General features: G+C 37.4%; 13 protein-coding genes and 1 pseudogene. 3 read left to right on the top strand and 11 right to left on the bottom strand.

What is annotated here, in order from left to right; all coding sequences use genetic code 11:
* Positions 1 to 65: 65 nt before the first annotated feature.
* From DXC01_RS15740 to DXC01_RS15710, 7 genes are all read right to left on the bottom strand, one after another.
* Complete coding sequence (locus DXC01_RS15740) at positions 66 to 1,385, bottom strand: hypothetical protein (RefSeq protein WP_021860387.1); 1,320 nt, start codon at positions 1,383 to 1,385, stop codon at positions 66 to 68.
* A 123-nt stretch (positions 1,386 to 1,508) separates the two neighbouring features.
* Positions 1,509 to 1,844: a DUF6050 family protein gene (locus tag DXC01_RS15735; protein ID WP_021860386.1), complete on the bottom strand. Its 336-nt coding sequence runs from the start codon at positions 1,842 to 1,844 to the stop codon at positions 1,509 to 1,511.
* Positions 1,841 to 3,451, bottom strand: coding sequence for a recombinase family protein (locus DXC01_RS15730; RefSeq protein ID WP_158583640.1), 1,611 nt, complete (start codon positions 3,449 to 3,451; stop codon positions 1,841 to 1,843). Before DXC01_RS15730 ends, DXC01_RS15735 begins: the two co-directional genes overlap by 4 nt.
* Complete coding sequence (locus tag DXC01_RS15725) at positions 3,444 to 5,138, bottom strand: recombinase family protein (protein ID WP_158583639.1); 1,695 nt, start codon at positions 5,136 to 5,138, stop codon at positions 3,444 to 3,446. Before DXC01_RS15725 ends, DXC01_RS15730 begins: the two co-directional genes overlap by 8 nt.
* A gap of 2 nt (positions 5,139 to 5,140) precedes the next feature.
* Positions 5,141 to 6,640, bottom strand: a complete 1,500-nt coding sequence (locus DXC01_RS15720) for a recombinase family protein (protein WP_055282507.1) — start codon at positions 6,638 to 6,640, stop codon at positions 5,141 to 5,143.
* The gene (locus DXC01_RS15715; RefSeq protein ID WP_055282509.1) at positions 6,628 to 8,283 is read right to left on the bottom strand and encodes a recombinase family protein; all 1,656 of its coding nucleotides are present in this window, start codon (positions 8,281 to 8,283) and stop codon (positions 6,628 to 6,630) included. The genes DXC01_RS15720 and DXC01_RS15715 overlap by 13 nt, the downstream gene beginning before the upstream one ends.
* Positions 8,284 to 8,457: 174 nt before the next feature.
* Positions 8,458 to 8,718 (bottom strand): DUF6870 family protein, encoded by a 261-nt coding sequence (locus DXC01_RS15710; RefSeq protein WP_055282511.1) that lies wholly within the window; start codon positions 8,716 to 8,718, stop codon positions 8,458 to 8,460.
* 362 nt (positions 8,719 to 9,080) lie between these two features.
* Here DXC01_RS15710 and DXC01_RS15705 point away from each other — a divergent pair, with 362 nt between their 5' ends.
* A complete protein-coding gene (locus tag DXC01_RS15705; RefSeq protein WP_055282513.1) occupies positions 9,081 to 9,470 on the top strand; it encodes a plasmid mobilization protein in 390 nt (129 codons plus the stop codon).
* Complete coding sequence (locus tag DXC01_RS15700) at positions 9,442 to 11,094, top strand: relaxase/mobilization nuclease domain-containing protein (protein ID WP_118699270.1); 1,653 nt, start codon at positions 9,442 to 9,444, stop codon at positions 11,092 to 11,094. The genes DXC01_RS15705 and DXC01_RS15700 overlap by 29 nt, the downstream gene beginning before the upstream one ends.
* A gap of 63 nt (positions 11,095 to 11,157) precedes the next feature.
* Here DXC01_RS15700 and DXC01_RS15695 read toward each other — a convergent pair whose 3' ends face one another.
* Entirely contained in the window at positions 11,158 to 11,595 is a 438-nt protein-coding gene (locus DXC01_RS15695) for a hypothetical protein (RefSeq protein ID WP_055282517.1), read from the bottom strand.
* 103 nt (positions 11,596 to 11,698) lie between these two features.
* Between DXC01_RS15695 and DXC01_RS15690 the strand changes: the two genes are divergently transcribed.
* A complete protein-coding gene (locus DXC01_RS15690; RefSeq protein ID WP_029730851.1) occupies positions 11,699 to 11,899 on the top strand; it encodes a helix-turn-helix domain-containing protein in 201 nt (66 codons plus the stop codon).
* A gap of 81 nt (positions 11,900 to 11,980) precedes the next feature.
* On the opposite strand, the gene DXC01_RS15685 is transcribed toward DXC01_RS15690, so the two are convergent.
* From DXC01_RS15685 to DXC01_RS15675, 3 genes and pseudogenes are all read right to left on the bottom strand, one after another.
* Positions 11,981 to 12,832: a YodL domain-containing protein gene (locus DXC01_RS15685; protein WP_117650084.1), complete on the bottom strand. Its 852-nt coding sequence runs from the start codon at positions 12,830 to 12,832 to the stop codon at positions 11,981 to 11,983.
* On the bottom strand, positions 12,829 to 13,062 hold the full coding sequence (locus DXC01_RS15680; protein WP_029730849.1) for a transposon-transfer assisting family protein: 234 nt from the start codon (positions 13,060 to 13,062) through the stop codon (positions 12,829 to 12,831). Before DXC01_RS15680 ends, DXC01_RS15685 begins: the two co-directional genes overlap by 4 nt.
* Positions 13,059 to 13,553: pseudogene (locus tag DXC01_RS15675) on the bottom strand (DUF3849 domain-containing protein); the annotation flags it as partial. The pseudogene DXC01_RS15675 and the gene DXC01_RS15680, both read right to left, overlap by 4 nt.

The following is a 13,553-nucleotide window of genomic DNA, read 5'->3' as shown; positions in this document are numbered from 1 at the left end:
AATGATTATAGAAAAAAATTTGAGGGAAGCGTCACAAAACGTTTCCCTCACTCATCATGTATAGTCTATTTTTTTAGATCTTCCAGTATTTTTTCTACATTAATTCCAATTCCGTTTAATTGTGGTTGCAGGATCAGATACTTTTTCAATGGACTTAGCTTATTAAGCAGTCGCATGATTTTACCACTTTTCTTTTCTAATTCTAACTCTAATTCCTTCAAGTAAAACTTGTAATATGGAACTTCTATATTTGTTTCCTCGATATAACGCTTGATCAGTTCTATACTGTCGTTATCCTTAAGCTGTATAGCTGCATTGCCTACAATTATAAGAAAGTCTATGCTATCGGCTCCCATATCTTCAAATTCCACACTCTCCAGATACTCTTTCAGATTTTTGATTTTCTTTTGTTCTACCAAACAATCCAACAAATATATCTGTGCAAATGCTGTTTTTGCATACTCAAGACTTGTGCAAAAATCCTGTTCTGCAACTTCATAATTTCCCATTTTCCAGTATGTATAGGCAATGTCAGAATAATATTTTACCTTTCCGGCTTCAGTAAACTTTTTAATGTTCATTTTTTCACGCACATGCAATGCTTTTTCCAGCCACTTTACGTCTGGATCAAAGTTATGATACATTTCATACATCATTGCAATAACATCCTGCGAATACACTTCATCTTCTGTATATAAATCTTCTTTTTCCAGTTCTGCCATCACTTCATCTGCAATCTTTTTCGCACTTGTATTATCAGAAACCAATGCAAGCTGTATTGCCTTATCAAATTTATATTTCAATTTCATTAAGGAACTATCCGTCTTTTCAATCAAAATATCATCCAATTTAAGCAGCTCCGTTAATTGTCCTGACGGTAAAATGACAGACCGCAACAGTTCCAACATTCTCTGGTCTGTATGTACATCCACTTTTGTATTTTTTACAATAGCCTCAATCTGCTCTGAGAATTTTCCCTTATCATTATTCAGTTCATAATACAATAGCTGATAATATTCACATTCATTCTTCCAGTCCTCTGCATCCACCAATCCTTTTATAAATTCAAATCGTTCTCCCCAGTTATCTGTATTTCCTTTTGGTATGCAGTGAAAAATACGATCTGCCAACTCCGATAGTGCATTTACATCTTTATGTAACACAAATCTTCCAATTACAGGGTTATCCTTCAATATTCTGTTCGTATGCTTTCTTACATCTTCCAGATAATCAGAAAGCATCGCCACAGCTACATAATACGCTTTAATATAATTTTTGCTGTCGATTTCTTTTTTATAATTCTCTATTCCCTGTCCACTAAACGGTTTACAACACATGGAATACAAGCGTCCTGAACCACACAGGCATTTTTCATCATCTAACATATCTCATTTCTCCCATTGATTTATTGATTGATATTTTATCACATCTTCCGCATCATATAAATGGCAAAATAAAACCACAGGCATATCACTTTACACCTGTGGTCATATTTCATACTATTATTTTTAGCAAGTCCTTTTATGTATCGCCACAATCTTGCTAATTGGAAATCCCACCATATACCATACCGCCCGGATTCCAAGCCATGCTGCAATCACACAACCAAATATCCCGCCTACAATTACGCACAGAGCAGCCATTCCAAGGATACCGGATAAATCCCAATGCCAGGGAATTATAATAAACATATGTGGGATTCCCACTGGCACTCCGTAAACCAGCATAAATCTGAACCAGTCAATTTCCCCATCCACCATATAAATATATTTTCCAATCCATCCAAGCAGAAGCAACCCTGCAAATACTAAGATTCCTTTACATACAAAATTTTTAAATGTCATGCTTCCTTTACCCCTTTCTGGTATTTTTCTATTGCTTTCATCAGAACATCATCAAAACTGAATACTATCTCTATCCTCTTTTTATCATATACATAAACTGTATCAATCGTGGCATTTACAAGTTCTTTTGTAATCTTCTCATGCTGCATTTCCCCTTCCAGTAATTCAACAGCAGATGCCACTTTACTTTTATATGCTTCTTCCTCCGTCGATAAACGTGTGAGTGTTTCTATCTCTGCCTGTATGCCATTCATTCGATCCGTAATCTGCATTTTTTTCATCATATACTTTTCTTTCGTTATAATACCTTCCGCATACGATTCATACTGACGTATTCTCTCACTTTTTAACACATTACTCTCAGCCTCTAGCTGTTTTATCTTTTTTCTTCTGACACTATCCAAATTAGTTGTCTTTTCCTCAAAATCCAACTGTATAGCATCCAATACATAAAGGACACGTTTTAAAGCATACCATACATGCCCTTCTATAATTGAAACAGAAACCATTTCGTCTGAACACTTGGCAAATTTTCCTGTCATCTTTTTATGTGGACAATATACCCTGTCATTAGCACCGGATTCCATCAATACCATTGATCGTCTGCAATTCCCACATCTGACTTTTCCTTTCAATGCAAACTTTCTTGTACCCCGGTAATCTGGTTTTTTCATAAATGCGATAGTTGCCTTTGCTATTTCATATTCTTCCTCTGACACGATTGCCGGATGAACATTTTTTGTAATAACCACATCTTTATCCCTCGATTTTCTGGTTACTTTACTGCCAACCGCAATACTTTGTCGTTTTCCCTGCACTAAAGCTCCTGTATATTCATATCTTCCAAGAATGGCTCGAACCATGCCACAATCCCACAGAATTTCCGACTCTGGCATTTTTTGATTATATCCATAATGCGTAAGACCATTCTCTTTATTATATCTTCCCGGTGTAGGTATTCTCTGTTCATTCATATAATAAGAAATCTGAGAAGTACTGCACCCCTCGATTGCCTTATCAAAAATCGTTCGCACATATTTCCCTGCTACCGGATCTATCAACCATTCCCCTGTTTTACTATCTCGTAAATAACCAAAAGGCGGTTTTCCCCCAGTCCATTGACCATTTTTCCATTTCACTCTTAATGCACTTTTCAGCTTTTTAGAAATGTCTTTGCTATAAAGGTTGTTGACCAAGTTATGAATTGCCATATCCATTCCCATAGTTTTTCCTAAATAATCATTGCTGTCATAATTATTGTTTAATGAGATAAAACGGATTTCCAGTATTGGAAGTACTTGCTCCAGGTAATCTCCTACACCAATATAATCTCTGCCAAATCGTGAAAAATCTTTTACAATAATCGTATCTATTTTCCCAGTTTTCGCATCCTCTATCATGCGTTTAAACGCCGGACGCTCAAAATTAGTTCCTGAATAACCGTCATCCACATACTCTATATATTCATCTGACAGGTCATCCCTGTCCTGAACAAAATTTACAAGAAGCGTTCTCTGGTTATCAATACTGTTACTTTCATCCTTATTGTCTTTTCCCAAATCTCCATCTGCAATAGATAACCTCAGATACAATCCATTCTTACGCACTTTTAACACCCTCTATCAATTCTGTTATCTGTTTAAATTTATCATCACACTTGAAGCGCACATGAATGCTTCCGTTTTTATATATCTCCACATATTCTACAAGTTCCTGTACCAGTGCTTCATTGAAGCTCCTGTCAGAAAGATACTGCTCCAAGTTGCTGACCATATTCATATATCTGTCAGTTTTTTTCTCCAACATTCTTTGATTCTGTTTTGCAATTTGCAAATCATCCCTCAGATTTTGTAACTCCCGGATATAACGCTCTTTCATCATATCGAAGTCCTCTTTTTCTACAATCCCACCTACATAGTCCTCATACAATACAGTGTTCTTTTCTTCTGCCTGCGCTATTTTTCTTTCCAACATCCGCACTTTTGCAGCTGCTTCATAAAAAGCATTTTTCTCACTGGAATCACTTTTCAATTTTTGTAACAGCTTTTTTCTGTCACACATACTTCTTATAAGAATCTGAATTTGATCCATCACAAGTATCTTCAGCAGATTTTCTTCTATCTTCTGACCGCAATAATTATTCGCATAATTTTGAGCAGAACAGGTATAATAAATTCCTACTTTCTCCATTGTCTTATAATTATGGGTATAGCGGACACAATACATTGGACGTCCACAATCTCCACATCGAACCATACCGGGAAAACAGTCTTTGTATTTTTCTCTGTCCTCCATATATTTTAAATGCCAGTTTCTTGTGACCTTTTTTATTTTATTTGACCTTTCCTGCAGTTCTTCATAATCATCCCTTGCGATCATCGGCGTATGCATATCTCTCTGAACATTCCAGTCCTCCGGCGAAGTTCTATACTGCTTTATCCCTTTATACAATGACTGCTTCAACTTTCCGGTTACAATATCTCCAACATATGTAGGGTTATTCACAATCTTATCTACTGTATCCGTTCTCCACTTTGTCTGTTCTAACGGAACAGTCAATACACCAGTTTTTTCTCTTTGTCCAGGTGTTGCAATTCCCATGAGATTTAATCTATCTGCAATTTTCTTTTTGCTGACTCCCATCATATACCACTGAAATATCATCCTTACAAATGGTGCAACCTCTTCATCAACAATCTGTCTGTGCCTATCCTCTGAACGGACATATCCAAATGCTACTTTTGATAAAGTAATATTTCCCTTTTTTCGCTGTGCATCTTTTGCAGCCAGAATCTTTTTTGACATATCTTTTGCATACATGGCATTAACCATATTTTTTAATGGAACACTGATGTTTTCCCTGTCCTCTTTTCTGGAACTGTCATAATCATCTGTAATTGCGATAAACCTTACATTTAACCTTGGTAAAATCGTTTCCAGATAATATCCTGTTTCCAGATAGTCCCTGCCAAAACGTGATAAGTCTTTTACAACAATACACTGAATCTTTCCTGACCGGACATCTTCCATGAGTTTCAAGAAGCCTGGTCGTTCAAAATTAGTTCCGCTAAATCCATTGTCTATATATGTACCTGCCAATTTTAAATCCGGATGCTCCTCTATGAACTTTTCAACCAGCATTTGTTGTACAACTAAAGTTTCGTCCGTTTCATTTCCACCATTTTCAACAGATAATCGAATATACGCTCCGGTATCTATCAGATTCTCACAGTTTTCTATAATCTGATTACTAACAGCCTCAACATTTTTATTTCTTCTGCTTTTCCTTGCCATTGCTATTCCTCCATCCATTCTTCTGGGAAATAATTCTTCCAGTTCTGCATTGTCAGGTATACATGCACATCTCTTAAATCTGAAACAATTATTTTATCTACCCATTTTTTAACATGTTGACTTTCCAACTTCTCCGGTAACTCTTCCCTTTGAAATGTTTTTATCCATTCATTTTCCTCGCTATAAGCCTTTTTCATATTTGCAAGCCTGTCCATCAGTCCTTCAAAATCGTTTTCATACATTTGCAACTGCGCCTGTATTTCTTCTTTTTTCTCCTGATATTCTGTCTGACCAATCTCATAGTCCCGGAATTTTTCATATAAAGGAATACGGTCTTTCTCTACCTGCTCCATTTCCTGAAATATCATCCATGCCTTTTCTGAATATTGTTGAGTCTCTTTCTGTAATAGCTGTTGCATTTTTTCTGTCTGCAAATATGCTTTCATTTTTTCAGCCATATCCATTTCCAGAGAAATTGCATTTTTTACTGCCTCTGTAACCTTAGCTTCTTCTATATAAATTTTTCTTTTCTTTGGTAATTCACCCATCTGCGGATTGAACACAAAAGCAACGTCACCACTTCGGAAATTTCTCAGGTACAACGGCTTTCCAGTTGCTTCATCATAGATTTTTCTTACATATGGCCCCGGCTTCCCACCTATGATATTATCTGTAGTTGTTCGACTTTTAATAAGTCTTCTAGCCTGATCAAAAACTCCTTCATCTAGTATTGGTGTTATTGAAAGCGTACAAACTTCTCCGTTGATTGTTTTCTGCCAATAGCCATCATATGCTGTACATTCTAAAATCCTCCGCAAAGCGCCCTCGCTCCACCTATTTTCATAATGCGGCCAGTGCTTATGCCCCACTCTCGCATTATGTACCATTGGAGATTCTTCTCCTCGCTCATTCAGAATGGCTACTATCTTTTTTATAGAGATTTCTGCCAATGTCATTTGAAATATCTCCCGTACAATCTTCGCAGCCTCTTCCTCGACAATTAATTCTTTTCTATCTTCTGAAAGTATGTATCCATATTTTTCATCGTGAACTGTATAATATCCCTCTACCTGTTCACGAATCGCATATTCACGCATACTCTTTACCTGTACCGCAATTTTCTCTTTTCTGAAATACTCGTCTATTTCTTCCCTGCTTTTTCCAATACTGCAAAAATCGCTCTGTACTATCGCAAAGTGAAGTCCCGCCGGAAAGAATGTTTTAACCAGTACATCTTCCGCACAGGAAATATATTTTCCGCAACGGTCAACACTATCTACTACCACCATATCAAATTTACGGTTAATCCCATCTGCCGTCATTTCTTCAAAAGCTGTATTTTCATTTTCGTCCTTTTTCCGGTCACTGTATTTTGCTACCAGCTTCCAACCATGTGATTGTATATAGTTCTGAATATGTTCATTCTGCTGTTGGATAATATCTGATGGAATTTTCTTTGTATTTTTGCACGATGTAGTCCTTGTATAACTTACGCACCGCATTTAAATCTACCTTCCCTTTCTTCCATTTCCCGAATATTCTGAGCTGCTTCTGTCATTTCCTGTATTTCGTCTGCATACTTAAAGCAAATTTCCAGACGGTCTTTTCCATACACAATGACTTTATCAATTAGAGTAACTACCGCTTTACGATCAAGCTGTGTAATATTCTGATAGCACTTGAAATCCTCAATCCAAGGGTGTTCCCGTTTTCCCTCCGCAGATGCCTTTTCTTTCCTCTGCTCTAATTCACGTTCTGCCTTTTCCGCATTATGTAGCTTGTCTGTAAATCTCCGGTTATACTCATGGTATTCTTCTCTCGTCACAATGTTATCTAACATATCCTGATACAACCGGGTTTTTAAATCTTTATACTTCTCTACTTCCTCATGCAGAACCACCAACTGCTTTTCCAGTGAATCCAGTTCTGTTTTTTTATAATTTTTCATTCCACTGTTCTGAATGATATTCTCCGCATTTACCAATAAGGCAATCTGCCTTTGTATAGCATCCAAAACAACTTTATGAACCGTCTTTTCACTAATCAGATGTGAACTACATCCATCTCCGTTTTTATATGTAGAACAATGGTAGTAATAATACCGCTTTCCATTTTTTGTTGTGCTTCTCTTCACCATGTTCTGCCCGCAATCTCCACATCGCAAAAATCCCGAAAAAATATATACGGATTCTTCCTCTGGTGCTGTGCGGGTATCCAGTTCCATCAATGACTGTACATACTGAAATATTTCCTCTGCAATAATCGCTTCATGCGTTTTCTCTACACGAATCCAGTTTTCTTCTGCTACTGGTCTGCACTCTTTTACTTTATAGTTGATTTTACGATTCTTTCCCTGAACCATTGTTCCTGTATATAACTCATTTGTCAAAATGCGATTTACAGTTGTGACCGCCCATTTAGGCTTGGCTCCTGAACGAAATCCACTATTATAATTCATACCACAGCTTCGTTTATATTCCATTGGTGGAAGCACTCCCATTTCATTCAGCTTCTCTGCAATCCTTTGAGAACTGTAACCGTCCATTTTCAGATTGAAAATATATCGGACTATATCTGCTGCATATTCATCTATAATGAGATGATTTTTATTCTCTGGATCTTTCTGATAGCCATACCCAGCAAAGCTGCCAATAAACTGTCCATTTTTTCTTTTTACATCTAACTGACTTCGGATTTTAATTGAGATGTCCCTGCAATAAGCATCATTTATCAGATTCTTAAAAGGAACAATGATCTGGTCTGCATCATCCGATTCTGCTGCACTGTCATAATGGTCTGTAACTGCAATAAACCTTACTCCAAGAAACGGGAATATCTTTTCCAGGTATCTTCCTGTTTCAATATAGTTTCTTCCCAGTCTGGATAAGTCCTTGACGATAATACAGTTGATTTTCTTTTTCTTCACATCCTCAATCAATCGCTTAAATGCAGGACGTTCAAAATTTGTTCCACTGTAACCATCGTCAACATATTCATCGACCAATGTGATCTCTGGGTGCTGTTTTACAAAATCGTTAATCAGACTTCTTTGATTGCGGATACTATCACTTTCCAATTTATCTCCGTCTTCTCTGGAGAGTCTGAGATAGTCCGCTGCTAATATAGACTTTTGATTGAAATACATAAAGCCATCAACCTCCTAATTTACTATGCCGTCCGGCAGTGTAAACCAAGAAATTCATGGCTTCTTGAATGCTTTTAAATTTTGACCCAACACCATATTAACATAACTTCTGGCTCACTGCTATACCTTTTTTCATTCTTTTTAAATTTCTTTCCATCCTGTTTTTCTTCATTTTCACAACGAGATACACCTGTTCAGGCTTTCTTCCAGTGTACATTTTCCAGTAAAACTTATTTTTACCGCTACTCCATGAGAGATATAGCAATACGGATTTTTAATCTGCCTGATATAATCTGCAATCCGTTCTTCCTGTGGCAGTTCTGTTTGTATCTGCACCTGCTCTATATCTACCAGACTGCTTGTGTCTACCGTTCTAATATCTATCTCTGCCATCTCCTGCATTTCTTCTGGTGTTGGTAATTCTTTCTCTGCCATTTTTACACCTCCCGTAAAAAACTACTTCTACCTATAAAGCTCGGCAGAGGCTATTTACCAACCTGCATTTCCTGTTTTTTTATTTTTTTCATTTTGAGGGTTGGTAAACAGGCTTTCCAAAGCCTTATTAGTAGAGGGATTTCTTTCTTAGAGCAAGTTTCGCCCTGGCTGCCAGAAACCCGGTTTCCGGATTTTGACAGCAGGCAACTTGATGGGGATTTTGCTCCCCATACCCTCAAGCACAATCAATGATTGTTTCATTGGTTCCCATTTGCATGGTCACAGCGTAATAATTTTTTATTACTTAACTTTCACAGCAGACTGTGAATTTTACTTACAAAAAAAACTGGAGGATTAAAGTTATGACAAGACCTAAAAAAGAAGAAATGTATCGTAACCATCGTATTACCGTTCGTTTCACTGAGACAGAATTTTCAATTATCGAAACTGCCGCCAAACAAGCTAATATGTCATTGGCTTCTTATGTGCGAACACAAGTTTTAAAAGGAAAAGTACAGACCAAAATTGAAATAGTTGCTGATGTTCCAGAAATAAAGAAACTGCTCGCAGAGTTTGGAAAGATAGGCAGCAACCTCAATCAGATTGCAAAATATTTTAATCAGGGTGGGATTCTTTCTCAGGAAATGCGAGGAGAAATAAATAAGCGACTTCGAGATTTATACGAAATGAAATATAAGGTAATGGAAATGGCAGGTGACTTTCATGGCAATACTGAAACATATAGCAAGTAAAAATGCAGATTATGGAGAAGCTGAACGTTATCTGATCTTTCAACATGACGAATATACACAGAAACCTATCCTTGATGAAAACGGTCATATGCTTATTCGTGAGGAATACTATCTTGATGGAATAAACTGCGACCCATTTACCTTTGCAGCGGAATGTCAGGAAACAAATGCTTATTTTCATAAGAACCAATCTTACAATGATATCAAGTCACACCACTATATCATCAGCTTCGATCCTAAAGACCGGGAGGAACATGGATTGACTGGAGAACTGGCGCAGCAACTTGGCGTAGAATATGCCAAAGAGAATTTTCCCGGACACCAGGCACTTGTCTGTACTCACACTGACGGTCACAATGGTAGTGGCAATATTCATGTGCATATTGTAATCAACAGTATCCGCAAATATGACACTAAGCCTCAGCCCTATATGGAATTTGACCGGGATTCAAAAGCTGGATATAAACATCATCTTTCCGATAGATACCGAATCTATTTAAAGCAAAAAGTCATGGATATGTGTACCGCCAATGGGTTGAACCAGGTAGACCTTCTAACACCTGCTGAAAGGAAAATATCTGAAAAAGAGTACTGGGCAAAACGCAGAGGACAAAAAAAACTTGATAAACACAATGCACAGCTTGAAAAGAAAGGGCTGACTCCAAGGCAGACTACTTTTCAAACCGAGAAGCAATATCTTCGTGATGCGATTGATACAGTTGCTTCACAGGCAATATCACAAGAAGATTTTTCCAGATTGCTGTCTGAAAAATATAATATTACATTCAAAGTCAGGCGTGGCAGATACAGCTACCTGCATCCCAATCGCAGTAAATACATTACTGGAAGAAGCCTTGGTACGCTTTATGAGGAAAAACATCTTCTGCAAATATTTCAAGAAAATTCTACCTCACAGATTACTGAAAATCCGGTTCCTGATATTTCTCAAGTTGTTAATTCTTCAACTCCAACAGTTTCTGCCTACACTGTTACAACTACAGAAGCTCCACATACTTTCCTCTTTATAAAATCTGATTTACGGTTGGTAACAGATTTGCAGCATTGTATTAAAGCACAGCAAAGTCAGGCGTATGCTCAAAAAGTAAAACTGTCTAACCTGAAAATGATGGCTCAGACAGTTGCCTATGTACAGGAACATGGCTTTCAATCCAAGGCAGATTTAGATGCAGCTCTTTCCGATGCCTCTGCTCAAAGCACTGATGCAAGAAATACACTAAAATCCACAGAGAATACTTTGAAGAATGTCAATGAACAGATTCATTATACCGGACAGTATCTTGCCAATAAATCTATATATTCTGATTACCGCAAAAGTCGGCACAAAGAAAAATTTTATGACGATCACCGGGCAGAACTTACACTCTATGAATCTGCCCTCCGAATACTCAAAGAAAAATCACAGGGCAATAAACTTCCTACATTAAAAATGCTGCGTGAGGAAAAGAATCGCTTAACAGAATTACAGACGATGCAACGTGAAGACTTTAATGCCCGACGGGAACATGAACGGGAACTCCGTACAGTGTGTTCCAATGTAGATATTATTCTTGGAACCTCACAAGTTCAAAATCGCCAGCATGAACATACACAAGAAAAATCATAACCGACTTTTTTTCATAAAAATAGAGGTTCTTCCTTAAATCCAGGGAAGCAAACCTCTATTTCTCTATTCTACCTTTTCTCCATCTACATACAATATAAATTTTTCAGGGTTGTGGATAATATCATATTCCCCATTTTCTTCATCTGATAAATACGCTATCTCACAGAATTGCTTATTATCGTTAAAGTCGTTTTCCGTCTTATATACATTGATCTGTAATTCTGTCGGGCATACCATATCATAAGAAAACTTTATAGACTGAAAAGAATTTTCCCTGCACATTTTTATAATCTGTTTTGCCAGTTCCTTTTTATCAGCAATTTCCTCCTGATTTGCTACAACTGTTAAATGTTCCGTAGTGTTAAATCTCGTACTATTGACTGCATCAGGAATTTCCGAAAGTTCCTTCGACTGCACTCTATAAAACCCACTACATATACACAATACACATATGAAACAAACAACTACCAGTACAATTCCTTTTATCCTCTGCTTTTTCAATCCATCTCCTCCTCATTGATATGGGTTCCGAAAACAGAACCTTTGTTACTTTCTATCTTAACCCTATAATGAGGGAAAGACAAGAAAAAGGTGGAGATAGCCGTTGATTAAATATGATAAATTGTGGCTTACCATGCAGGAAAGAGGTATCACAAAATACACTCTTCACAAAGAATATCATTTCAGTAAGTCCCTGATACATCGTTTGCAGAATAATGAAGGTGTCAGTATGAACACCATCAACACTCTCTGTAATATTCTGGATTGTAAAATTGAAGATATTGCAACACACTATAAAGACTAGCCCTAACTGATTATTCGGCACTGGCCAGTCTTTTTCTATGCAAAAAAGAAGCCAGCCACAACTGTGACCAGCCTCTCATTTTTATTTTTTTGTACGCTCCACGTCTTGTCCCATTATCTGCTGCATTGCTTTCTGTCCACTACGCTTGGCAACTTCTTCCTTTTTCTCATTCAGCTTCGCAAGAACGGATTCTTTTGGACGCTTCTTTTTATCTTTCGGTGCAGAATTATTTCTAAGTCCGTCAATCATATTATAATTTGCTTCCTCTGTAATTTCCGCACTTCTCAGGTATTCCCCATTTTCCAGATACTTCTGCCAGTTATCCAGTTTCGGTTTACTATTTTCTGTCTGTTCCTGCACTGGCGGATGCAGAGAATCAAGAATTTTCTGTTTTACCGCATCATCAAATCCATTATATGTGCTATCTACAATCACTTTGCCGTCCTGGTTCAAAACTACATACGCAACATCTTTCCCATACTGCTCATGTTCCATAAGGAAATAATTCTTGCCTTCTACCAGCAGATAATCTATTACTTCCCATGATCCGTCTTTTCCCTCTATTTCATAGCCAACCGTATCCTTCGTAAGTCCACCGTTTTCCGAAGATGCAACTTTCATAAAATCAGAAATCTCTATAAAAGCATCTTTATTTACATAGTAAACAGTCGTGATACCATTATCATTCAAGATCATCACGTCACTGGTACTGATTGCATGACCTTTATAATTATGTGGTTGTTTCTTCTCCAGCTCCTTTTTTATCTGCTCTGGCGTTTCTCCCGGTTTCATTGTTCCAAGATACACCTGTTCATAATTTTTCACCTGCACAGGAATCTGATCCTGTGCAAGTTCTTCATAGGTACGGAAAAGAAGGTTTCTCAATTCCGGCTTCTTTTTTAACTGATAAACTGCAAACTGACTTCTACTCATTCTCCATCCACCTCCAAGTCTGCTTTATAAATCTCTACGGTTCTTTCCAGCTCTTTGTATCCTTCATCGCTAAGATAATACAGCTTCTGAATTGTTGTAAATATCAGATACTTCATATCTTCATCCAGATAGGAAAAAATTTCATCCATAGCATTCATTGTCTGAATCCTGTCACCCGCATCAAAAATCGCAACAGCAATATATTCATCTTCCTCAAATCTTACCATCATAATGACACCTCTCCCTTCTTATGTGTTCTGGATTTTTCTTTCGTTGCAGTCTGTTCCTGCTCTTTTATTTTTGCCTGACGTTCCCGGAGTGCCTGAAGAACAGATTCTTTTCTGCTCTTTGGATGTGAAACATTTTCTTTCTGTATAGGCTTATCTCCAACTACCTGTTCTGTTCTTTTTGTAAGTTCCTGCTTCCTGGCAAAATATTTTTCCACATCATCCATTGCTTTCTGAACTAATGGACTTTCCTTATAGTGTTTAATCATCTCCACACCTTCCCGGTCTACTTTTCCCAGTCGCATAAGATCATACGGTCCGTCATAATCGCTTCCATCATGCAGTTCAAATCCAACACCTTTTATCCCATTCATACGTTCAGCGGGAATGGTTTCATAAATGTGTAAGGCTTCTTCCAAAGTAAGATTTTCGTGGTACTCACCCATAACAGGAAATTCCATACACTCCGCAACATAAAAAGTGATCGTGTCTTC

The organism is Blautia sp. OM07-19 (genome assembly GCF_003481595.1).
GTDB classification, from domain to species: Bacteria; Bacillota; Clostridia; order Lachnospirales; family Lachnospiraceae; genus Blautia_A; species Blautia_A intestinihominis.
This window is presented reverse-complemented; position numbering and strand designations above follow the sequence as displayed.